Here is a 21,210-nt window from a genome sequence, read left to right on the forward strand (position 1 = left end):
TTTGACTTGTTACTTATATTTTTGAAGCCACTCTACAATTCCATCAGATAAAGTGTCTATGGTTCCGGCGCCGACCGTTAATAGGACATCGAATTCTTTTTCTTTTATTTTGTCAAAAGCTTGATCTAAAGTCGAAAATTCTTTTTTATCTAAATTTATTTGGTCTAAAAGCCATTGTGAAGCAATGCCTTCAAAATTCTCCTGAAGTTCCCGCGCCGGATAAATATCCAATAAGATTAACTCGTCTGCAGCTTCTAAACTTTCTGCAAAACCTTCGGCAAAATCACGCGTTCTGCTAAATAAATGAGGCTGAAAAACAACCAGTAATTTTTTGTGCGGATAAAACGTTTTAATGGAGCCAATCACCGCATTCAGCTCTGTTGGATGATGGGCGTAATCATCAATATAAATTTTTCCACTTTCAAATCTATATTTCGTATAGCGTCTTTTAATCCCTTGAAAGCTTGCTATTCCACGTTGTAAAGTTTCAAAATCAACCCCAAAATCATTCAGAAGCGCGATGGCAACTGTTGCATTTTCAACATTGTGAATACCGGGAATTTCCCAGGAAAAATGTTCCGTATTTCCCGTAGAAGAATGGAAATCAAATTCGATCTGATCACCTACTTCCCGAATGTTATTGGAATAATAATCCGCTTCTTCATTCACTGCGTACGTTTTCGCGTCTCTTCCAATTTCAATGCCTTTTCTTACAAATAATTGTTTGCCAGAAGGAACCAAATCTGCGAAATCTCGAAAGCCTTTTTCAATGGTTTCTTTATCACCATAAATGTCTAAATGATCCGCGTCTGTGGAAGTGATCACGGCCCAATCTGGAGAAAGCTGTAGAAAACTTCGGTCATATTCATCTGCTTCTACTACAGAAATCGAATCCCCATTAAAGTAAAAGTTCGATTTAAAATTTTCGGCAATTCCCCCTAAAAAGCAAGAGAAAGGAAGTTTAGCTTCTCTGCATAGATGCGCAACCAAAGAAGAAGTGGTTGTTTTTCCGTGCGTTCCTGCGATGGCGATGCAATCTGTTTTCTCCGTGATCATGCCCAAAACTTTTGCTCTTTTTAAAACTGTAAAACCATTGTCATTAAAATGATTTAAAATGTCTAGTTTTTTAATGGCAGGGGTATAAATAACAAGTGTATTATCTGGATTTAAATTTTGTATTTTTTCTGTAATTCCATCTTCAAATATGATATCAATTCCCTCAGAAACTAAAGCAGAAGTTAACTTGGTGACCATCTTATCATAACCGAGCACATTTTTCCCAGATGCATTGAAGTACCGCGCCAAAGCACTCATGCCAATGCCGCCGATGCCAACAAAGTAGAAATTTTGAAAATTTTCCAGCGTCTTCATTTTTGTTTAGGATTTAATATTTAAGGCAGTTAAAATTTGATCTACGATATCTTCTGTTGCTTTCGGCTTGGCAAAGAATTCTAAGTTTTTAGACATTTCTTCGCGCAGGTTTTTATCCTCACATAATTCTAAAAGCGTTGGAAGGAATTTCTCTTTCATTTCTGAATCTTTCACCATTTTCGCCGCATTTTTTACGACCAGAGTTTGGGCATTCACGGTTTGATGATCTTCTGCAGCAAAAGGAAATGGAACCAAAAGCACAGGCTTTTTTGCCATGGCCAATTCTGAAATTGCAATTGCTCCCGCGCGAGAAACAATAACGTCTGCCGCAGAATACGCTAAAGCCATATCCGAAATAAATTCTTTAATTTGGATAGAGGCATGAGGTTCCAAGGTTGAGGTTAACTCTTTAAAATCTTTTTTCCCCGTTTGCCAAATCAGTTGGTAATCCTTTTCGATTATTTGCTGGAGATTTTCTTCCCATCCATTATTGAGCGTTCTGGAACCTAAAGACCCGCCCACCGACAGAATTGTGAGTTTGGTTGGATCTAGTCCCAATTTTTCCTTCGCTTTTACTCGATCAATTAAATCGGTGATTATTTTTTTCCGAATTGGGTTTCCAAAAAAAGTCGTTTTGGTTTTTGGAAAATATTTACCCATTTCAGGATAAGCCGTAAATACTTCTTTGGCTTTTTTTGAGAGGAAAATATTCGTTTTTCCGGGCAAGGAATTTTGCTCTTGGACGAAAATGGGAATTCCAGCATTAGAAGCCATGAATAAGGCCGGTCCACTCGCAAATCCACCTGTTCCCACCGCAAAATTGGGCTGGAATTTTTTGATGGTTTTTCGCGCTTTGGACAAGCTGGAAAGAACTTTAAAGGGCAATTTGAGATTTTTCAAAAGATTACCACGATCAAATCCTGCGATATTTAATCCAATGATTGGATATCCAGAAAGCGGAACTTTTTCCATTTCCATTTTACCATTGGCACCGATAAACAAAAATTCGGTTTCCGGAAATCTTTTTTTGATTTCATCGGCAATGGCAATAGCAGGAAAGATGTGTCCACCTGTTCCGCCGCCGCTCATTAAAACCTTTAATTTTTTGTTCATTTTATTTTTTTAACTATTTAAAATCACCTTTAAGCGATATCATTTATTTCTTCGATATTTTGTTTTTTACCCATTCCTTCTTCATCATAAACTTGAATTCTGGAACTTACATTTAAGATAATTCCCAGTTGTAAATACGTCACCAACATGGAGGTTCCACCGTAACTAATCAAAGGTAAAGGTTGACCTGTGACGGGAATTAAATTAACCGCCACCGCAATATTGACGGAGAGTTGCATGAAAATCATTACGCCTAAACTGAGCACCAGCAAGCTCCCAAAGAAAGCCGGCATTTTACTGGCGATCATCACAATTCTTATAATCATAATGAGGTAGAGCGTGACCAAAAAGATGGCTCCAATAAATCCATATTCTTCTACGATGATGGCGAATATAAAATCCGAGGCTGACTGTGGTAACATTTGTTTTAAGGCGCTTTTTCCGGGACCCATTCCGGTAATCCCACCATGTACAATGGCGGCTTTTGCCTGCATCACCTGATAATTTTTTGCCTTCAGTGTTTCATCTTCTACATCGGTAGTTTTTTTTGTATTTGTAAAAGTTTCTACCCGACTCATCCAGGTGTGAACCCGGTTATTTTCAATTAAATTGGTATTTAAAGCCACGAAAATAAAGGTTCCAATAGCTACTGTAGAAAGTCCTAAAAAACCAATGATGTATAATTTATTCAGCTGACCGATAACCATTACAATCATGGATACAATGAGAATCATTAAAGCGGTGGACCCATTATCCTTAGCAACTAAGCCGAAAACAAGCAAAACCGGACCGAAAATGTAGAAAATATTTTCGATGGGAAGTCTTTCTCGCTTAATCCGTTTGGTTAAGAATCTACACAGATAAATGATTAACATTAAATAAGCAAAAGAAGAAGGCTGGAAAGAAACGGGTGTTCCAGGGATTTTCAACCATCTGGAAGCCGAAGCGCCGTCAATTTGCTGACCTGTAAACATGGTTAAACCCAAGAGTAAAATGGTGATGGCCAACATAATGCTGCTCAATTTGCCAATGTATTCATATTTGATGAAGCCCATTCCACGCATCACTGCTAATCCCACAAAAACGAAAAACATGTGTTTTAGTAAATGCGAAGTAGTGGTTCCATTATTTACAATGTACTCCAAATTGGAACTCGCGGAATATACCGGGAATACGGAAAAGAACGAGATCAATAAGACCACGATCCAGAGCACTTTGTCGCCCTTCAGTAATTCAAATTTGTTATCGGTATCCTGGGAATTCATTTGTATTTAACTCTTCTTTATTTATTTTTTAAAACTTCTGCTTTAAATTGGTTTCCACGATCTTCGTAATTATCAAACAAATCGAAACTCGCACAACACGGCGAAAGCAAAACTGTATCGCCTTTCTCTGCCAAAGATTTAGAAACTTCTACGGCTTGTTCCATGCTGGAAGTGCTGTAGATTAATTCTTTTTTACCTTGAAAAAAGTCAATGATTTTCTCATTATCCAAGCCGAGGCAAACTATAGCTTTTACTTTTCTTTTGACTAAATCTTCGATTTCTGTATAGTCATTTCCTTTGTCCGCTCCACCCACAATCCAAACAGTTGGTTGCTTCATACTTTCTAAAGCATAATACGCAGCGTTCACGTTGGTTGCCTTACTGTCATTGATAAATTTAACCTCATTAATAACCGCAACTTGTTCTAATCTATGTTCTACGGCCTGAAAAGTCATTAAAGAATTTCTAATGCTTTCATTGCTGATTTTCAATATTTTACCTGCAATAGAGGCCGCTAAACTATTCGCTATATTGTGGTTACCGACTAGAGAAAGCTCTTCAATCTTCATGAAAAAATCTTCATCCAGTTTTACCATCATTTTGCCATCTTTAATGAATCCACCTTCCTTCAGTTTTTCCTGAGTTGAAAATGGGATCATCTTCGCTTTGATTTCTAATTTCTCCAGCAAATCCATACTCATTTGATCATCTTTATTGTAAATGAAAAAATTGTCATTTTCTTGATTTTCAGTGATGCGGAATTTTGCTAAAGCGTATTCTTCATAATTGTAATTGTACTGATCCAAGTGGTCTTTGCTCAAATTCAACAATAAGGAAATGTGTGGTCTAAAGTTTTGAATATCATCTAGTTGAAAAGAACTCACTTCTAAAACATAATAGTCAAAATCTTCATCTGCAACTTGCTTTGCAAAACTTTTCCCGATATTTCCGCCTAATCCAACACTTAATCCTTCATTTTTTAAAATGTGATAAATGAGCGAAGTCGTGGTTGTTTTTCCGTTGCTTCCGGTGATGGCAATAATTTTAGCACTCGTAAACTCTGCGGCAAATTCAATTTCAGAAGAAAGTCTAATTCCTTTTTGATTGATTTTGTAGATGATGTCTGCTTTCTTAGGAATTCCTGGAGATTTTATAATCCAGTCTGCCGCCAAGATGCGTGCTTCATCATGCTGCTGTTCTTCAAAATCAATTTCTGCATCAGTCAAGAGTTTTTTATACTCCTCTTTAATCACGCCTTTGTCGGACAAGAAAACATTCAGCCCTTTTTTCTTCGCCAAATAAGCTGCGCCAAAACCACTTTCTCCGCCACCTAAAACAACTATTTTCATATATTTTTTTCTAAAATGTGTACTGTACAATTTGTATCAAAATTATTGCTGTACTTATTTTAATTTATCTAACTTTTAACGTAATCAAACAAATAATCGCGAACATTACACCCATAATGATCATGCGGTTAACGATTTTACTTTCATGATATCCTTCCTTCTGATAATGATGATGAAGCGGGGACATTTTGAATAATCTATTATTTTGTGCGTGTTCTAAGCCATATTTTCTTTTTCTGTATTTAAAGGTTCCGACTTGCAACATCACAGAGAGATTTTCTACTAAGAAAATTCCACATAAAACAGGAATCATCAATTCTTTGCGTAAAATAATAGCGAGAACGGCAATAACACCACCTAACATTAAACTTCCTGTATCACCCATAAATACTTGAGCCGGATAGGTGTTGTACCAGAAAAATCCAATCACCGCACCCACCAAAGCGAGTGCAAAAATGGTAGTTTCACCCATATTTGGGAGGAACATAATATTGAGATAATCTGCGAAAATGATATTCCCGGAAATGTAGGCGAAAAAAGCGAGCGTCAAGAGTATGACGACACTGGTCCCCGCAGCGAGTCCATCGATGCCATCAGTTATATTTGCGCCATTTGAAACGGCGGTTACAATAAAAATTACAATGGGAATAAATACGATCCAAGACCATTCTTGAGCGTCTTCTGGAGTCATCCAAAATAAAATTCCACTGTAATCAAACTCATTATTTTTAATGAAGGGAACCGTAGAAACAGTGGCTTTTTCCGTCGCCATAAAGTTTTTTTCTACATTGTTTCTGTTCAATTCCTTCGCATCAGAATATTTTCTTTTTACGGTAACATCTGGATGAAAGTACATGGTAACACCGATGATTAATCCTAAACCAACCTGACCTATTACTTTAAATTTTCCGCTCAAGCCATCTTTGTTTTTCTTGATTTTCTTTAAATAGTCATCAATAAATCCAATGGCGCCCATCCAAACTACTGAAACAATGAGGAGTACGATGTACACATTAAAAACTCGGGTAAATAACAAAACCGGAATTAAGGTGGCCACGATGATGATTAAACCACCCATTGTTGGCGTTCCTTCTTTTTGCTTTTGTCCATCCAAACCTAAGTCACGTACCATTTCTCCCATTTGCTTATTGCGCAAATAGTTGATGATTTTTTTTCCATACAATAGGGCAATGACCAAGGAAAGCAAAACCGCCATTCCTGCACGGAAGGAGATAAATTTCAACACGCCCATGCCTGGAATGTGAATTCCATGTGCGGTTAAATATTCGTAGAGGTAGTATAACATTATGATTTATAATTGATCGTTTATAATTGATTTACTTTTGCGTCTCCTAATTTTTTTTCTATAAGCAGAAGTTACTTTTACGATTTCTTCCGATTCTTTTAAAAACGCTTCTAGCTCCTTAGTAGATATCATTTTTTTAATTCTCGAATAACTTCTAGCCGAAAAAGAGTTTCATCTGCTTCTTCTAGAACAATGCAAATTTTCGCAAATTTTTCATTATTCGATCTTGCTCTGAACATAGCTCTGTAATTAGCCGCTGTTGAACTTGAGAAACGAAAAATTTGTTTTCTAATAACCGAAACTTTGTCAGAATAAGGCAATCAGATAAGCAACTGATAATTTTTATCGTCAATAGCTTAGTTCTGCTCGCAATTATCTGGTTATAAATATTTTCCATCTTTCATCAACAATCATTTATCAACAATCGCTTATGCATTATTTTGACATTAATCGCGCTAGTTCTACAATTGTTTCCTGGTCATCGAAATGGTGTTTTACACCGTTTATTTCTTGATAATTTTCATGACCTTTTCCTGCAACCAAGATGATATCTTTCGGTTCTGCGAATTTGATGGCCATTTTTATTGCTTCTCTCCGGTCTGGGATTGAAGTGTATTTGCTAAAATTTTGCGGTTCTACCCCTGCTTCAATTTCTTTGATGATGTTTGCGGGATTTTCCGTTCTTGGATTGTCGGAAGTGATAATCGCCAGAGTAGATTTTCGCGTGGCAATTTTGCCCATTTCTGATCTTTTATCCTGATCACGATCGCCGCCACATCCAAAAATGGTAATCACTCTTTCATTTTTTGTGCGGATTTCATTAATGGAATCTAAAATATTTTCAAGCGCATCTGGAGTATGTGCATAATCCACGATGAAGAATATTCCACCCTCCGATTTTAGGGTTTCAAATCTTCCTTTTACTCTTTGTAATGTGGACATTGCTTTTAAAACATCGTCTTCATGAAATCCGCATTCCACGGTTACGGCAAATGCCAAAAGCAAATTGTAAACATTAAATTTTCCAGATAATGTGGTCCAAAATTCTTTGCCATTAAAATTTAAAAGCATTCCATTAAAATCACCTTCAAGCATTTTGCCATGATAGTCTGCCATGGTTTTTAAGGCGAAAGATTTCTTTTGAGCTTTTGTATTTTGAAGCATTACATTCCCATTTTTGTCATCGACATTAGTTATGGCAATTGCGTCTGCATTTAATTCATCGAAAAATCTTTTTTTCGTTTTGATGTATTGATCAAATGTTTTGTGATAGTCCAAATGATCGTGAGAAATATTGGTAAATCCTGCAATTTGGAAATGCAAACCTTCTGTTCTGTTTTGATGAATGCCGTGAGAAGAAACTTCCATGAAAGCATATTCACAACCAACTTTTACGGCTTTCGCCAATATTTCATTGAGCCGAATAATGTCGGGAGTCGTATGCGTAGAGGGTAATATTTCTTCCGCGATTCTATATTCGACGGTAGATATTAACGCAGATTTAAATCCTAGAGTTTTGAAAATATCAAATAAAAGGGTAGTCACAGAAGTTTTTCCGTTGGTCCCAGTAATTCCTATTAATTTTAATTTCTCGGAGGGATTTCCATAATAATTGGCGGCAAGGTGCCCTAAAGTTTTTGAGGAATTTTCTACTTTAATGTAAGTAATGTTTTCATTTAAATTTTCAGGTAAATTTTCACAAATAATTACGGTGGCGCCTTTTTCGATAGAAGAATCAATGAATGAATGGCCGTCGGAAACGGTGCCTTTCAGCGCAACATAAACCGCATCTTCCACAACTTTTCGGCTGTCGAAAACGATTTTAGAAACAGGTGGATTTTCTGGTCCAGACTTTTCTAAAATTTTGATTCGGGCTAATAATTCTTCTAAATTCATTTTCTCTTTTTTGATACATTCCGCAGATTTTACGTGCGGCTCTTTACATTGAATCCTCCAGATTCTATATTCTAATTCTGAAGTTGCAGATAAATTCTCTGATTCTTATTGATAATCGTTCCTTCTAGAGGAAATTGTTCTTTAATCCTGCCTACACCTTTATAATCTACGCGATAGCCTTGATTTTCTAATTGAGGAATCACATTTTTCCCGATAAGACCTGTAATTTTTGGCATTTGATTCGCAGAAAAAGAAACCTTCACATTGCGTTCTACCATCTTGCTTAAATCAACTTTACGGTCAACTAAAAGATCTTTCTCAATATTCTGAGGTGTTTTCAAAAATGTTTTCCCAGCGATTTCTTTAAATACTGGTGCAGAAACCGTGGAACCATAAAACCCTTTGGAATTATCTGGCTGGTTGATCATGACGATACAGGTGTATTTCGGATTATCTGCAGGATAAAAGCCTGCAAAACTTGCCTGATACTTTGCGGGACCTGGTTTCCAATATTCAAATCTTGCAGTTCCAGTTTTTCCCGCCATTTTAAGATTGGGTGTGAAAATACTTTTCGCGGTTCCTTTTTCTACTGCTTTTGTTAGTGCGCTGGTCATCATGGCAATTGCCTTCTCAGAAGCCATTTTTTTTACCATTATTTTTGGTTTTGCTTCAAAAAGAATGCTGCCGTCTTTCATGATTTTATCGATGAAAAGTGGTTTTAGCATGACTCCTCTATTCGCGATTCCATTGTAAAATGTAGTAAGCTGTAGTAAGTTAAAACGGGAAGAATATCCATAAGCCAAAGAAGCCAAAGTTGCGGCGTTCCATCTTTTATTTTCTGGCGTAACTATGAAAGGTTTGGTGACACCTGGAAGCTCAACATCCATTTTGTCGAACATTTTCCATCTTTTCAGATGGTCTAAAAATACGTTGGGTTGATCTGCGTAATATTGGGTAATTAACTTAGCGGAGCCTACGTTGCTAGATTTTGCCAAGACGTCTGAAATATCGTAAGTGCCACCGCCGTGACCATCTGAAATTCTTTGTTTCGCGTAGGTCCAAATACCGTTTCCAACATTTACGGTCGTGTTTTCATCAATGAAACCATCATCCATAGCGGCTAAAAGAGAAACTGTTTTAAAGGTTGAGCCTGGTTCTGTAGCATCTTTTAGCGCATAATTGTAAGCATCTACATAAATTCCGGGTTCTGTTCGGCGAAGATTGACCATGGCTTTTACTTTTCCAGTAGCCACTTCCATCACCAAAACACAGCCGTGATCTGCATCAAAATTAACGAGTTGTTTTTCTAATGCGGAACTTGCAATATCTTGAATTCTTAAATCAATGGTGGTGTACACATCTTGACCGTCAATAGGTTCGTTTACTTTCCAGTAATCAATGGGTTTCCATTGGCTAGAATTAACACGTTGCTCTAATCGGGTTCCGTCTGTACCGGTTAAATATTTCGAGAAAGCACCTTCTAATCCAGATTGTAAGGGACCATTATCCATTCCGATGGTTCCTGCTCCAATTTGGGTAGTGGCTAATTCTCTTTTGAAATTACGGTCTATAATAAAACCACCTTTATTTTTTCCTCTTTTAAAGATGGGGAAATTTCTAATGCGATCATAATCGTCGAAATCTAGGCCTTTTACCAACGAATAATATTGGTTCTCGACTTTATTTTGCTGATCTAATCTGTCTCGAAAATAACTTCTAGGTTTCCCAAACATTTTGGAAAGGGAATCTGTTAACGTTCCAATATTGTTAGTATATACAGTGTCTTTAATTGTTTTAAAATCAAGGTAAACATCATATCGCATTACAGTAGTTGCGAGAATTGACCCATCTGCAGCATATAGATTTCCTCGGGCAGCTTTCAGTTTCGCTTCACGGTAATTTTTGCTGATGTAGTCATCTTTAATTTCTTGCACATTTGTATTTTGTAAAACCAGAATTCTACCCAAAAAAACCATGAACAATAGAAAGGCAAACCCTGCAAAAAGGTAGCCCCATCTCAATGTTCTTGAGCGTTTTTTTTCGAATTCGTTATTTACTGCCATCTGTACTGTCCAATTTTATCAATAATTTATGTGGATGATTTTCTAAGGATAAAAGGGAATCCACCACCATTTCTTTTCCTAATTCTGACTCCAGTTTTACTTTAATGAGTTTGCTTTGGGCATAGGCATTTCTGGATTTATATTCTTCTGTTTGCTCTTTTAAGTCATTTACCAACTCAATTTTTTGGCTCACCAAGTGATTGCTATAGATGATAATAACCATCAGTAAGAAGATGAGCATAAAATACTTGTAATGAATTTTTACCTCGTCACGATTAAGAAAATTACCCTTAACAATATCGATAAGCGTAAGTTTTTTTTGTGGTCGTGGAGTTGGTCTTTTAGCCATTTTCTTGGTTACCGTCTTTTTTTATAATTTTATCCCTACGCGCATTTTTGCACTTCTGGCGCGGGAATTCTCTTCTATCTCTACTTCATCTGGAATTACTGCTTTTGTTTGCAGCAAATCAAAAGTTTTTGGGAAATTTCCATAAATATCACGTGGTTGTTCTCCTTCAAACATTCCATTTTTCAAGAATCTTTTGACCAATCGGTCTTCTAAAGAGTGGTAAGAAATGACCACTAATCTGCCTTTTGGTTTCAATATTTTATGAGATTGTACGAGCATTTCCTTTAGCGCCTCCAATTCTTGATTCACTTCAATTCTAATCGCTTGAAAGACCTGCGCAAAAAATTTATTTTGCTTGTGTCCTGGAATGAAGCTGAAAACATTCTTCAGGTCTTCGGTGGTATTTATTTTTTTGGTGAGTCTATATTTTGCAATAGCACGCGCCAATTTTCTCGCATCTCTTAGTTCCCCATAGTAATAAAATATATCAGCAAGCTGATCTTCTTCATAATCCGCGATTATTTTTTTTGCATCTAAAGTTTGCATCACATTCATTCGCATGTCCAGTGGCGCATTGCTCCTTGTAGAGAAACCTCTTTCTGCAGCATCAAACTGGTGAGAAGAGACACCTAAGTCAGCAAGAACTCCGTCTACTTTAGTAATTCCATGAGCCATTAAAGAAGTTTCCAGAAACCTAAAGTTTTGATTGATTAAAGTAAATCTATCGTCCTCGATGGTGTTTTTTAGTGCATCTAAATCCTGATCGAAACTAAATAACTTTCCTTTTGGAGAGAGTTTACTCAAAATCTCTCTGGAATGACCACCACCACCGAATGTAACGTCCACATAAATGCCGCTTGGATTTGTTACCAAATCTTCGACACTTTTTTTCAGCAAAACGGGATTATGATACATGTGTTATTTTTAGGTGAAGTCTTATTTAATTGACGTTGAAGTAGAGATTTCAGGGTTTAATTTCGTCATCGAAATTGATATCGCCCATCACTTCTTCGGCTAACATTGCAAAGTCATGAATATTGGTGGAGATAACTTGTTCATAGGCACTTTTATCCCATATTTCAAACAGTTCTCCTGCGCTCGTAATCACCGTTTCTTTGGTTAAATTGGCAAAGAGTGTTAAATCTTTTGAAACTTGTATTCTTCCTGCATTATCCGGTTCCACAATCTTTAATCCGGCGGTAAATTGCCTGATAAAATCTGCGTTTTTCTTCTGAAATCGATTGAGTTTGTTGATTTTTTCCATCAGCTTTTCCCAACCGTTCATTGGATAAACTTCTAAACATGGCTGAAAAACAGAACGTTTTACTACAAAGGAGCCACCGCCGAAATCTTCCATTTGTTTTACCAAAGAGGAAGGGAGTTTCAGGCGACCTTTGTCGTCTATTTTACATTCATATGTGCCGATGAAATTCTTCATTTGGGACAAATTTATATAAAAAAATTTGAAACCTCCCACTTTTTCCCACTTTTTGACTTAATGTTAATAAGTTTTGATTTTTTAACTAAAGATTTGATTAAATAGGAGTTAGCATTTTAGATAATGATCATTAATTAGCAGATTTTAAAATGCTATTTAATGAATAGCTTCCTTTGCGATTTATACAGAAATTTGATCTAACTAAATTGAAGTTGGTGTTAAATTTGTATTTTTGCGGTGCTGATTTGAGCAATTATATGAGATTTATAACGAAAAAAGAAAAAAAATTCTCTTTCATAGAAGCTGGAGAAGGGCATCCGTTAGTTTTACTACACGGCTTGATGGGTGGTTTAAGTAACTTTGATAATACCGTTAAATTTTTCTCGGATCGGGATTATAAAGTATTCGTTCCTGTAATGCCTATTTACGATTTGCCCATTCTGAATACGAATCTAACGACCATTGCAAAATATGTTGCTAAATTTATAGAAGAAAAAACTACTGAACCCGTAACAGTAATTGGGAATTCCATGGGTGGACATATTGGTTTGATTTTAACTTTGGCGCGTCCGCATCTTGTGAAAAATCTTGTTTTGACAGGAAGTTCAGGTCTCTATGAAAGAACTTTCGGAGATAGCTTTCCTAGAAAATCAGATAAAGAATATATAAAGAAGAAGACTGAAGAGGTTTTTTATGACCCCGCAATTGCAACTCCAGAATTGGTTGATGAGGTCTTTTCTGTAGTGAATGATCGAATGAAAGGCATCAAAACGGTAATGCTTGCCAGAAGTGCCATCAAACATAATATGTTAAATGATTTGCCGAAAATTACTGCACCTGTTTGCTTGATTTGGGGTAAACAAGATAACGTGACGCCGCCAGAAGTTGCAGTAGATATGCATAAATTTTTGCCCACTTCTGATTTGTATTGGATAGAAAAATGTGGCCATGCAGCCATGATGGAAAAACCAAATGAGTTTAATGAAATCTTATATGAGTGGCTAAAGAAAGTAGAAAATAAAAAAATGGAAGTTTAAGCTTCCATTTTTTATTTGATTAAATTTGAAAAAATTTTAGTTATGATTATTAAGACCGCAACTTTTATGACAAGCAGCACAAGATGGCAAGACTGTCCGGAACCTACTATGCCAGAATATGCTTTTATTGGTCGGTCTAATGTGGGGAAATCATCACTTATTAATGCGATGCTAAACTTTAAAGATTTGGCAAAGACTTCTCAGACACCAGGTAAAACCCAGCTTATCAATCATTTTATGATCAATGAGAATTGGTATTTAACGGATTTACCAGGTTATGGTTATGCTCGGGTCTCGAAAAGTTTAAGAAAGGAATTTGAAAAACTGATCACCAATTATATTCTCAATCGAAAAAACTTAGTAAATCTTTTCGTTTTGATTGATGCGAGACATTCTCCCCAGAAAATTGATCTTGAATTTATTGGATGGTGTGGAGAAAATGGCGTTCCTTTTTCCCTTGCCTTTACAAAGTCGGATAAATTAAAGCCTAATGTTTTGAAAGAAAATGTAGAAAAATACAAGGCTGTACTTTTAGAAACCTGGGAGTCTCTGCCTGAAATTTATGTTACTTCTGCGGAGAAAAAAGTTGGTGGTGAAGAAATTCTTAAATTTATTTCGGTCACCAATCAATTTTTAAAAGAGAATCACATCAATTTTGAATTATGACTTATCCCGTTTGGAAAATCAAAACCTTCCATCAACTCACTACTATTGAACTGTACGAAATTTTAAAAATCAGGCAAGAAGTTTTCATCGTGGAGCAAACCTGCTTTTATCTTGATGCCGATGGCGCGGATGAAAAAGCAGTTCACATTTGGGCTGAAAATGAGGGGAAAGCTGTAGCTTACTGTAGGGTTTTTAAGGCAGGCGTAAAATATGACGAATGTTCAATCGGGCGAGTACTCACCCACCCCAATTATCGAAAATTACAGTTGGGCAAAACTTTGATGGCAATTGCAATAAGTACTATTGAAAATAGATTTTCATCTAGAAAAATTAGGATATCTGCTCAAGATTACCTCTTAAAGTTTTATAAAGAATTTGGATTTCAAGATATAGGTCTTCATTATTTAGAAGACGATATTCCCCATACAGAGATGTTGCGAGAATAGATTAGAGGGAAAAAGTTACTTTTAAAAATATTGTATATTTAATGAAAGATGGTAAAGTGATTAATTTTTAGCAATATTATTTGCGTATTATCACTAGATAATCTAATTTTACCAAAAATCGTTAAATATTAGATATTATGAAAAAACTTTTACTTACTAGTTGTGTGCTCGTTGCAATGGCTACTCAGGCTCAGTCTTGGGTACCACAAGGCACAAAATTCCCCACTAATTTCGGAACTGACGAAATTGTGATTACTGATGCTAACACCGCTTGGACATTTGCATATGATGGTTCTGGTGGAGGAACTTATCCGCAAATTGTTTCTAGAACAACAAATGGAGGTACTACATGGACAACCGCCAACATTACGGGTCCTGGAACTAATGCTTTAATTTCTGACCTTGCTGCTGTTAATTCTACTACAGCGTGGGTAATTACGGCTCCATCTGAAGCGGGACCGCTTGCTAATAAAATTTATAAAACTACTGATGGCGGAACTTCTTGGGCGAGCCAAACGGTAGGATTTACAGCGCCATCTTTTGGTAACCAAATCTATTTTTGGGATGCTAATGAAGGTTGGGCTTGTGGAGATCCTTTAGGTGGTAGCTATGAAATGTATAAAACTATGAATGGTGGAACAACTTGGACTGTTGTAGCAAATAGACCTGCTTCTATAGGTGATTATAGTTATGTAGGATTAAAAGAAGTAGTTGGAAATACAATTTGGTTTGGTAGCGATATCGGTAGAATTTTCCGTTCTTCGGACAGGGGATTAAACTGGACATCATACTTTAGCCCGGTAACGGATTTTGGAGGAGTTACAACTTCTGGCTCATCTGGTGTTATGGCCTTTAAAGATACAAGCAATGGACTTTTAATTGCTGTAGATGGAGCGGGCGCAGTCGGTACAACCTCTGCGGTATTATACAGTACAACTGATGGTGGAGCGTCTTGGGATCCTGTTACTACTACCGGAACCTGGTATTTTGGTGACATCACGCACGTTCCTGGAACTGCAAATACTTACGTGAGTACAGGAATTAATTCTGGAGCTCCTAATTTTATGGGTTCTTCTTATTCTACGGATGGTGGATTAACTTGGACCAGTATTGATGCAGGGGTGCAAAGAGGAAAAGTGCAATTCTTAAATCCTACTACAGGTTGGGCTGGACAATTTAGTAATGGAACAACAGGAACAACAGGGATTCTTAAATTTAATGGAAACTTTTTGGCAACAGGCGAAAATGCAGTGAAATCTGGATTGAAAATTTATCCAAATCCAGCAGTAGATGTAGTTAATGTAACTGCTAAACAACCAATTAAAGCAATTTCAATTTTTGATATGACTGGTAAAAAATTGCAGTCTTCTAAATCCACAAGTCAAGTAAATGTATCTTCTTTAGTAAAAGGAACTTATATTTTACAAGTATTCTACGGAGATGGAGCGGTAGAAAATACTAAATTGATCAAAAAATAAATTTCTTTAAAACGTTTTTTAAATGGATGAGATTTTCTCATCCATTTTTTTTGCAAAAAAGTTCCAATTGAAATGATTTTCTTATTTTAGCACTATAAATAATTTATAAATGAAAAGAATATTTTTACTGCTCACCTTTATGATGAGCTTTTTACAACTGAAAGCCGATGAAGGAATGTGGCTTTTAACAATGATTAAAAGACTGAATGGAGTTGATATGCAGAAGGAAGGCCTGAAGTTAACTGCTGAAGAAATTTACTCTGTTAATAACTCGAGTTTAAAAGATGCAATTGTGCAATTTGGCGGTGGATGTACTGCCGAAATGGTTTCCAAAGAAGGTCTGCTTTTTACCAATCACCACTGTGGTTATGGAAATATTGCAGCACTTAGTACACCAGAAAAAGATCATTTAACCAATGGTTTTTGGGCGATGAAAAAAAGTGAAGAACTGCCGTCCAAAGGATTATCTGTTCGCTTCTTAGTGAGAATGGATGATGTTACTAAAAGAATTAATGTTAAATTGAACAACGCAATGACTGCTGCTGAACGCAAAACGGTGATTGATGCAGAATATAAAGCGATCCAAACCGAAAATTCCGATAATGGAAAGTATAGTGTTGTAGTTCGCGATTTTTTTAACGGAAATGAATTCTATTATTTCGTTTATCAAGATTATAAAGATGTTCGTTTGGTAGGAACCCCGCCGAATTCTCTGGGAAAATTTGGGGGTGATACAGACAACTGGGAATGGCCAAGACATACTGCAGATTTTTCTGTATTCCGAGTTTATGCTGATGCAAACGGAAATCCTGCAGAATACGCAGCGACTAACGTTCCGATGAAACCAAAACATTCTTTACCGATTTCCTTAAAAGGGTACAAACCTGGAGATTTTACAATGATTGTTGGTTTTCCAGGTAGAACAAACCGCTTTCAAACTTCATTCGGTATTGAGCAAATGGTTGATAAAGATTATCCAGCATGGGTAGAAGCTTCTAAAGTTGCTATGGATGTTATGAAAAAATACATGGATAAAGACCAAGCAACTAAATTAAAATACGCATCTCAATATGCATCAGTTGCTAATTATTGGAAAAACAGACAAGGCACCATTGACGCTGTTGAAAAAAATATGACAGTGGATGGCAAAAGAGCATTGGAAGCAGAATATTTAAAATGGGCACTTCTACCAGAAAATGTAGAAATTTACGGGGGTGTTTTAGAGGATATTAAGGCAAATTACGTACAAATCTCTGATAGAAATGTTGAAAGAAATTACGCTTCTCAATTGCAGAGAAATGCTAAATATATTGGCGTTGCTTACCAATTAGGTGGATTGTTAAAATCTTATGCTGACCAAGATGAAGCCGGTAGAATAGCTATGAAATCTAAAATTACAGACGGAATTGACAGAATGTATGATGGATTTAATAATAAATTAGAAGGAGAAATGCTGAATTCTATGGTAAACCTTTACCAGCAGAGAGTTAAGAAAGGAGTTGCGTCTCCAACTTTAATGGGAGTACAAGCAATGAATCTGTCTAACGTTGCATTTTCTTCAATTTTTGCAAGCAAGGAATCAGTAATGAATTTTGTTAATAATCCTGATCGTTTAAAAATTGATGCAGATCCTTTGATGAAAATGGCAAATGGATTTATCAATGATCAAAAATTAATGGCAGAAAAATACGAGAAAGTTGATGAAGCTTTTGCAAAAAATAATAGAATCTTCTTAGATGGGTTGAGAAAATCACAGCCGAATAAAGATTTTTATCCAGATGCAAATTCAACGATGCGTTTGACTTATGGATCTATTGATACATTACCAGTAAGAACTGATAGAAATTATTACGGTATCAAAAGAAAAAACAACTATTACACTGATATCAATGGAATGGTGGCGAAGTATAAAAAGGGTGATGAAGAATTTGATTTGCCATTGGACTTTTTAGAATTGGTGAGAAAAAAAGACTTCGGTCAGTACACAGATAAAAAAGGATTTATGCCAGTGAATTTCTTGTCTACAAATGATATTACTGGTGGAAACTCAGGTTCCCCGATTATGGATGGATCTGGTAACCTTTTAGGTTTGGCTTTTGACGGTAATAGTGAAGCGTTAAGTGGTGACATCATTTTCGATCCAAAGTTGCAGAGAACTATTAATGTTGACATTAGAATGGTCCTTTGGATTATTGATAAATATGGAAAAGCAGGTCATTTGATCAGCGAGATGACTTTAGTTAAATAAGCATCTATCCTCTCCACAATTAAAAACCGCTGATTACTTCAGCGGTTTTTGTATATTAGATCTTGTTAATCTTTAGTTGAAAATTTAAAAGTATTGTTTATAACTGCAACTTATCCTAGAATTGGTATTGTAAATATTTTGAAAAAAAGAGAAAAAATCATAATCATGTCGCATTTTGAACAGTAAGGTTTACGCTACTTTATAAGAAAATATTCTACTTGGCTTAAAATTTGGTTTTAATTGTCGCGGTAAGCTTATAAAATTTAATCAGTATTGAAGATTGATAATATATTTTACGAAGCATTTATAAGCAATATTGCCCAATAATATTAGAGTTATGGATGGCAGGATTAATTTAAGTAACAGTACCTTAACAGAAGCGGAGATCGAATGTATTCCCGTCTTCGAAACGTATTTTCTAACTTCTTTACAAAAAATGTACGAGGCAGAGAATCAAATCGCTATTGCCTTCAATCAGATTAAAGATAGTGTAACTTCTCCTGAACTTCAAAAAGTTTTTGATAATCATTATTCTATTCACGAAAAACACCTCCAAAGAATTGAGAAAATTTTTAAATTCCTTCAAGTAGAAGCGAAAGGGGTGAGTTGTGATGCTGTAAATGCAATTTTGAAGGAGGGACAATCTTATATTAGAAATATGTCGGGAAATACTGTTAATATTGAAGTTGCGCTGATGTTAACTTCTCAAAAACTCACGCATTATAAAATTGGAGCGTATGCAGGTTTAGCGTATTTGGCAATCCGTTTAAGTTATACGGATGCGGCCACGTTTCTAGCCATCAGCGTTCAAGAAGAAGAAGAGTACGCAGATAATAAATTGCGATATGTAATAGAAGAGTTTCTATCCTTAATTGCGAAAGGCAAGAAACAATGATAGTCAATTTTTTTTCTAAAAAATGATTGATTTATGGGGTGCAGATTTTCTTAATTTTCTCCATTCCCAGGGTGCAATTGGATTTCTTTCAGTCCACAATCCCATCTTTTTCTTTTTAGCTTCAATTTCCAATTTTGCATAAGAAGCTTCTTTGGAATATTTTTTATAATGCCATGCTAAACCATTTTTCACCATTATTTTATTCACGTTGATTCCATTGGGTAAAATTAATTCTGCAATCAATCTCTTATTTCGGTCTAATTTATCACCTCCGGCTAAAGTCACATACTTGCCAAAACACAGGAGAGAAAGCATTTCTTTTGCCTTTGTTCCATACGGTTGCTTCTTTTCTGGACAATCAATATGCGCTAATCTTACCGTCTGAGGTTTACCTTCGATTAAAAGAGAAGCGGTATCGCCATCTTTAATGCCAATTACTTTGTAAGCTTGTGCTATGGAATTGGAACACATGACCATTAAAAAGAGAAAGCAGAATATCTTTTGCATAAATTTTTGCTGAAAAATAGGGAGAATTAAATCATTTGAGAATAAAAAAGCGAAGAAAATTTCTTCGCTTACAGTTGGTTGAAGGATTAATCCTTAAGCATTCCGAGGTCGCCGTAACGTTTTTTAAATTTGGCAACTTTTGGTCCCACCACCGCACTGCAATAGGGTTGATCTGGATTTTCTCCATAATATCCTTGGTGATATTGTTCCGCCGGGTAAAATTTTTCAAATTTTGCCAATTCCGTCTCGTACTTGCCGTTCCATCTTCCAGAATCTTCAGAAGTGCGTATTGCTGCTTCAGCTTTTTCCTTTTCCTGTGGTGTTTCGTAAAAGATTACAGATCGGTATTGCGTTCCAATATCATTTCCTTGTCTGTTTAGTTGGGTAGGATCATGCAGGAAAAAAAACACATCCATAATTTGATCATAAGAAATAACACTAGGGTCAAACGCAATTTTCACAACCTCTGCATGACTAGTTTCGCCGGTGCAAACTTCTTTATAGGATGGATTAATGGTTTGTCCTCCAGAGTAGCCAGAAATTACCTCATATACTCCTTTTAGCATTGGGAAACAACCTTCTACACACCAAAAACATCCGCCACCAAAAGTGATATATTCTAAATTTTCTTTGTCCATTTTTTTTATTGATTAGTTTCTTCTTTGTTATTTAAATAATTTAAGCCCGCAGAATTTTGGTTTGTAGCAATTCTACAATTCTCAATATCTTACAAATAAAGGCTTTCAATTACTTTCTTTTGCTGAAATTTGTGCAGTTAAATTTACCAGACCAAAGCGCTCGCGCCCAGTATGGCTGCATCTGCTTCATCTAATTCACTGAAAACCAGTTTCACTTTATTTCGAAAAATGGGTAACAAGTTCCTTTCCATGTGAAGTTTTGTAGGTTTTAATATAAAATCACCCGCTCTGATGACGCCACCGAAAAGTAAAATTGCTTCTGGGGAAGAAAACATAACAAAATTAGCTAATGCCTCACCTAATTTTTGACCCGTATACCGAAATACTTCAATCGCCGTAGGATCTCCAGCAATTGCACAATCATGCACCACTTTGGAGTTGATGGCCTCTTCTGGATATTTATTGAGCATAGAATCTGGAAATTCTGCACGCATTTTTTTTGCCGTAATCGCAATTCCTGTAGCTGATGCATAGGCTTCTAAAGATCCTTCGGAACCTGTGCTCCAGTGTTTTCTTCCGCCTGGTTTTACAATGGTATGTCCTAATTCGCCCGCAAAGCCGTCATGACCGTAAATTAATTGGCCGTTGGTGATAATTCCACTTCCAACTCCGGTTCCCAAAGTCATCATTATAAAATCTTTCATTCCTCTTGCGGCACCAAACATCATTTCTCCCAGAGCCGCAGCATTCGCATCATTTGTCATTTTACAAGGAACTCCAAATTTTTCAGACATCATCGCAGCGAAGGGGATTACGCCTTTCCATCTAAGGTTGGGCGCTTGCTCAATGGTTCCCGTATAATAGTTTGCATTTGGCGCACCAACTCCAATTCCATCAAATTGTTTTTGGGGGCAATGCTTATTTATCAAAGGAATAGCTTGTTCATACAGGGCATCAATGAAATCTTCAGCATTCCCAAAGGCATCTGTTTTTAATCGTCCTTTTCCCAGCATCTCTCCGCGATGGTTTACTAAACCATATTTGGTATTGGTACCGCCGATATCTACACCCAGTGCAACCTGTTTTGATAAATCAATCAATGACATTCTCTATTTTTTAGTTTTTAAAAATACAAAAATATCAGG

Annotated in this window: 20 protein-coding genes; 6 read left to right on the forward strand and 14 right to left on the reverse strand. The window is 36.3% G+C overall.

Going from position 1 to position 21,210, the window contains the following annotated elements; genetic code table 11:
* Positions 1–9: 9 nt before the first annotated feature.
* From murC to mraZ, 11 genes are all read right to left on the reverse strand, one after another.
* Positions 10–1,371, reverse strand: coding sequence for a UDP-N-acetylmuramate--L-alanine ligase (gene murC / locus RCH13_RS13050; RefSeq protein WP_326987689.1), 1,362 nt, complete (start codon positions 1,369–1,371; stop codon positions 10–12).
* 6 nt (positions 1,372–1,377) lie between these two features.
* Positions 1,378–2,484 carry an undecaprenyldiphospho-muramoylpentapeptide beta-N-acetylglucosaminyltransferase gene (murG, locus tag RCH13_RS13055; protein ID WP_326987690.1) on the reverse strand — a complete coding sequence of 369 codons (1,107 nt, stop codon included), beginning with the start codon at positions 2,482–2,484 and terminating at the stop codon, positions 1,378–1,380.
* 29 nt (positions 2,485–2,513) lie between these two features.
* Complete coding sequence (locus tag RCH13_RS13060) at positions 2,514–3,749, reverse strand: FtsW/RodA/SpoVE family cell cycle protein (protein ID WP_326987691.1); 1,236 nt, start codon at positions 3,747–3,749, stop codon at positions 2,514–2,516.
* Positions 3,750–3,766: 17 nt separating this feature from the next.
* Complete coding sequence (gene murD / locus RCH13_RS13065; protein WP_326987692.1) at positions 3,767–5,098, reverse strand: UDP-N-acetylmuramoyl-L-alanine--D-glutamate ligase; 1,332 nt, start codon at positions 5,096–5,098, stop codon at positions 3,767–3,769.
* Between the two features lie 64 nt (positions 5,099–5,162).
* Positions 5,163–6,404 (reverse strand): phospho-N-acetylmuramoyl-pentapeptide-transferase, encoded by a 1,242-nt coding sequence (gene mraY / locus RCH13_RS13070; protein WP_326987693.1) that lies wholly within the window; start codon positions 6,402–6,404, stop codon positions 5,163–5,165.
* A gap of 128 nt (positions 6,405–6,532) precedes the next feature.
* A complete protein-coding gene (locus RCH13_RS13075; protein ID WP_326987694.1) occupies positions 6,533–6,724 on the reverse strand; it encodes a four helix bundle protein in 192 nt (63 codons plus the stop codon).
* Between the two features lie 115 nt (positions 6,725–6,839).
* Complete coding sequence (locus tag RCH13_RS13080; protein WP_326987695.1) at positions 6,840–8,300, reverse strand: UDP-N-acetylmuramoyl-L-alanyl-D-glutamate--2,6-diaminopimelate ligase; 1,461 nt, start codon at positions 8,298–8,300, stop codon at positions 6,840–6,842.
* A gap of 71 nt (positions 8,301–8,371) precedes the next feature.
* Complete coding sequence (locus tag RCH13_RS13085; protein WP_326987696.1) at positions 8,372–10,363, reverse strand: penicillin-binding transpeptidase domain-containing protein; 1,992 nt, start codon at positions 10,361–10,363, stop codon at positions 8,372–8,374.
* Positions 10,350–10,712 (reverse strand): FtsL-like putative cell division protein, encoded by a 363-nt coding sequence (locus RCH13_RS13090; protein ID WP_326987697.1) that lies wholly within the window; start codon positions 10,710–10,712, stop codon positions 10,350–10,352. The genes RCH13_RS13085 and RCH13_RS13090 overlap by 14 nt, the downstream gene beginning before the upstream one ends.
* Before the next feature lie 21 nt (positions 10,713–10,733).
* Positions 10,734–11,627 (reverse strand): 16S rRNA (cytosine(1402)-N(4))-methyltransferase RsmH, encoded by an 894-nt coding sequence (gene rsmH / locus RCH13_RS13095; RefSeq protein WP_326987698.1) that lies wholly within the window; start codon positions 11,625–11,627, stop codon positions 10,734–10,736.
* Between the two features lie 49 nt (positions 11,628–11,676).
* A complete protein-coding gene (mraZ, locus tag RCH13_RS13100) occupies positions 11,677–12,150 on the reverse strand; it encodes a division/cell wall cluster transcriptional repressor MraZ (protein ID WP_326987699.1) in 474 nt (157 codons plus the stop codon).
* A 257-nt stretch (positions 12,151–12,407) separates the two neighbouring features.
* Between mraZ and RCH13_RS13105 the strand changes: the two genes are divergently transcribed.
* The 6 genes from RCH13_RS13105 to RCH13_RS13130 all read left to right on the forward strand — a co-directional run bounded on the left by RCH13_RS13105 (position 12,408) and on the right by RCH13_RS13130 (position 18,920).
* Complete coding sequence (locus RCH13_RS13105) at positions 12,408–13,187, forward strand: alpha/beta fold hydrolase (protein ID WP_326987700.1); 780 nt, start codon at positions 12,408–12,410, stop codon at positions 13,185–13,187.
* A gap of 42 nt (positions 13,188–13,229) precedes the next feature.
* Positions 13,230–13,853 (forward strand): ribosome biogenesis GTP-binding protein YihA/YsxC, encoded by a 624-nt coding sequence (gene yihA / locus RCH13_RS13110; RefSeq protein WP_326987701.1) that lies wholly within the window; start codon positions 13,230–13,232, stop codon positions 13,851–13,853.
* Complete coding sequence (locus RCH13_RS13115) at positions 13,850–14,299, forward strand: GNAT family N-acetyltransferase (RefSeq protein WP_326987702.1); 450 nt, start codon at positions 13,850–13,852, stop codon at positions 14,297–14,299. Before yihA ends, RCH13_RS13115 begins: the two co-directional genes overlap by 4 nt.
* A gap of 137 nt (positions 14,300–14,436) precedes the next feature.
* Positions 14,437–15,777 carry a T9SS type A sorting domain-containing protein gene (locus RCH13_RS13120; RefSeq protein ID WP_326987703.1) on the forward strand — a complete coding sequence of 447 codons (1,341 nt, stop codon included), beginning with the start codon at positions 14,437–14,439 and terminating at the stop codon, positions 15,775–15,777.
* Positions 15,778–15,886: 109 nt separating this feature from the next.
* A complete protein-coding gene (locus tag RCH13_RS13125) occupies positions 15,887–18,025 on the forward strand; it encodes a S46 family peptidase (RefSeq protein WP_326987704.1) in 2,139 nt (712 codons plus the stop codon).
* A 316-nt stretch (positions 18,026–18,341) separates the two neighbouring features.
* The gene (locus RCH13_RS13130) at positions 18,342–18,920 is read left to right on the forward strand and encodes a DUF892 family protein (protein ID WP_326987705.1); all 579 of its coding nucleotides are present in this window, start codon (positions 18,342–18,344) and stop codon (positions 18,918–18,920) included.
* 15 nt (positions 18,921–18,935) lie between these two features.
* Here the strand turns inward: RCH13_RS13130 and RCH13_RS13135 are convergent, their stop codons facing one another.
* The 3 genes from RCH13_RS13135 to RCH13_RS13145 all read right to left on the reverse strand — a co-directional run bounded on the left by RCH13_RS13135 (position 18,936) and on the right by RCH13_RS13145 (position 21,171).
* Positions 18,936–19,427 (reverse strand): thermonuclease family protein, encoded by a 492-nt coding sequence (locus tag RCH13_RS13135; protein ID WP_326987706.1) that lies wholly within the window; start codon positions 19,425–19,427, stop codon positions 18,936–18,938.
* Positions 19,428–19,513: 86 nt separating this feature from the next.
* Positions 19,514–20,065 (reverse strand): peptide-methionine (S)-S-oxide reductase MsrA, encoded by a 552-nt coding sequence (msrA, locus tag RCH13_RS13140; protein WP_326987707.1) that lies wholly within the window; start codon positions 20,063–20,065, stop codon positions 19,514–19,516.
* Between the two features lie 143 nt (positions 20,066–20,208).
* Positions 20,209–21,171: an ROK family protein gene (locus RCH13_RS13145; RefSeq protein ID WP_326987708.1), complete on the reverse strand. Its 963-nt coding sequence runs from the start codon at positions 21,169–21,171 to the stop codon at positions 20,209–20,211.
* Between the last annotated feature and the right edge of the window lie 39 nt (positions 21,172–21,210).

The organism is Chryseobacterium sp. MP_3.2, assembly GCF_035984805.1.
GTDB lineage: Bacteria > Bacteroidota > Bacteroidia > Flavobacteriales > Weeksellaceae > Kaistella.

Coding starts and splice junctions, on each gene's coding strand:
- murC (WP_326987689.1), bottom strand. CDS start 1,371: ATGAAGACGCTGGAAAATTTTCAAAATTTCTACTTTGTTGGCATCGGC.
- murG (WP_326987690.1), bottom strand. CDS start 2,484: ATGAACAAAAAATTAAAGGTTTTAATGAGCGGCGGCGGAACAGGTGGA.
- RCH13_RS13060 (WP_326987691.1), bottom strand. CDS start 3,749: ATGAATTCCCAGGATACCGATAACAAATTTGAATTACTGAAGGGCGAC.
- murD (WP_326987692.1), bottom strand. CDS start 5,098: ATGAAAATAGTTGTTTTAGGTGGCGGAGAAAGTGGTTTTGGCGCAGCT.
- mraY (WP_326987693.1), bottom strand. CDS start 6,404: ATGTTATACTACCTCTACGAATATTTAACCGCACATGGAATTCACATT.
- RCH13_RS13080 (WP_326987695.1), bottom strand. CDS start 8,300: ATGAATTTAGAAGAATTATTAGCCCGAATCAAAATTTTAGAAAAGTCT.
- RCH13_RS13085 (WP_326987696.1), bottom strand. CDS start 10,363: ATGGCAGTAAATAACGAATTCGAAAAAAAACGCTCAAGAACATTGAGA.
- RCH13_RS13090 (WP_326987697.1), bottom strand. CDS start 10,712: ATGGCTAAAAGACCAACTCCACGACCACAAAAAAAACTTACGCTTATC.
- rsmH (WP_326987698.1), bottom strand. CDS start 11,627: ATGTATCATAATCCCGTTTTGCTGAAAAAAAGTGTCGAAGATTTGGTA.
- mraZ (WP_326987699.1), bottom strand. CDS start 12,150: ATGAAGAATTTCATCGGCACATATGAATGTAAAATAGACGACAAAGGT.
- RCH13_RS13105 (WP_326987700.1), top strand. CDS start 12,408: ATGAGATTTATAACGAAAAAAGAAAAAAAATTCTCTTTCATAGAAGCT.
- yihA (WP_326987701.1), top strand. CDS start 13,230: ATGATTATTAAGACCGCAACTTTTATGACAAGCAGCACAAGATGGCAA.
- RCH13_RS13115 (WP_326987702.1), top strand. CDS start 13,850: ATGACTTATCCCGTTTGGAAAATCAAAACCTTCCATCAACTCACTACT.
- RCH13_RS13120 (WP_326987703.1), top strand. CDS start 14,437: ATGAAAAAACTTTTACTTACTAGTTGTGTGCTCGTTGCAATGGCTACT.
- RCH13_RS13125 (WP_326987704.1), top strand. CDS start 15,887: ATGAAAAGAATATTTTTACTGCTCACCTTTATGATGAGCTTTTTACAA.
- RCH13_RS13135 (WP_326987706.1), bottom strand. CDS start 19,427: ATGCAAAAGATATTCTGCTTTCTCTTTTTAATGGTCATGTGTTCCAAT.
- msrA (WP_326987707.1), bottom strand. CDS start 20,065: ATGGACAAAGAAAATTTAGAATATATCACTTTTGGTGGCGGATGTTTT.
- RCH13_RS13145 (WP_326987708.1), bottom strand. CDS start 21,171: ATGTCATTGATTGATTTATCAAAACAGGTTGCACTGGGTGTAGATATC.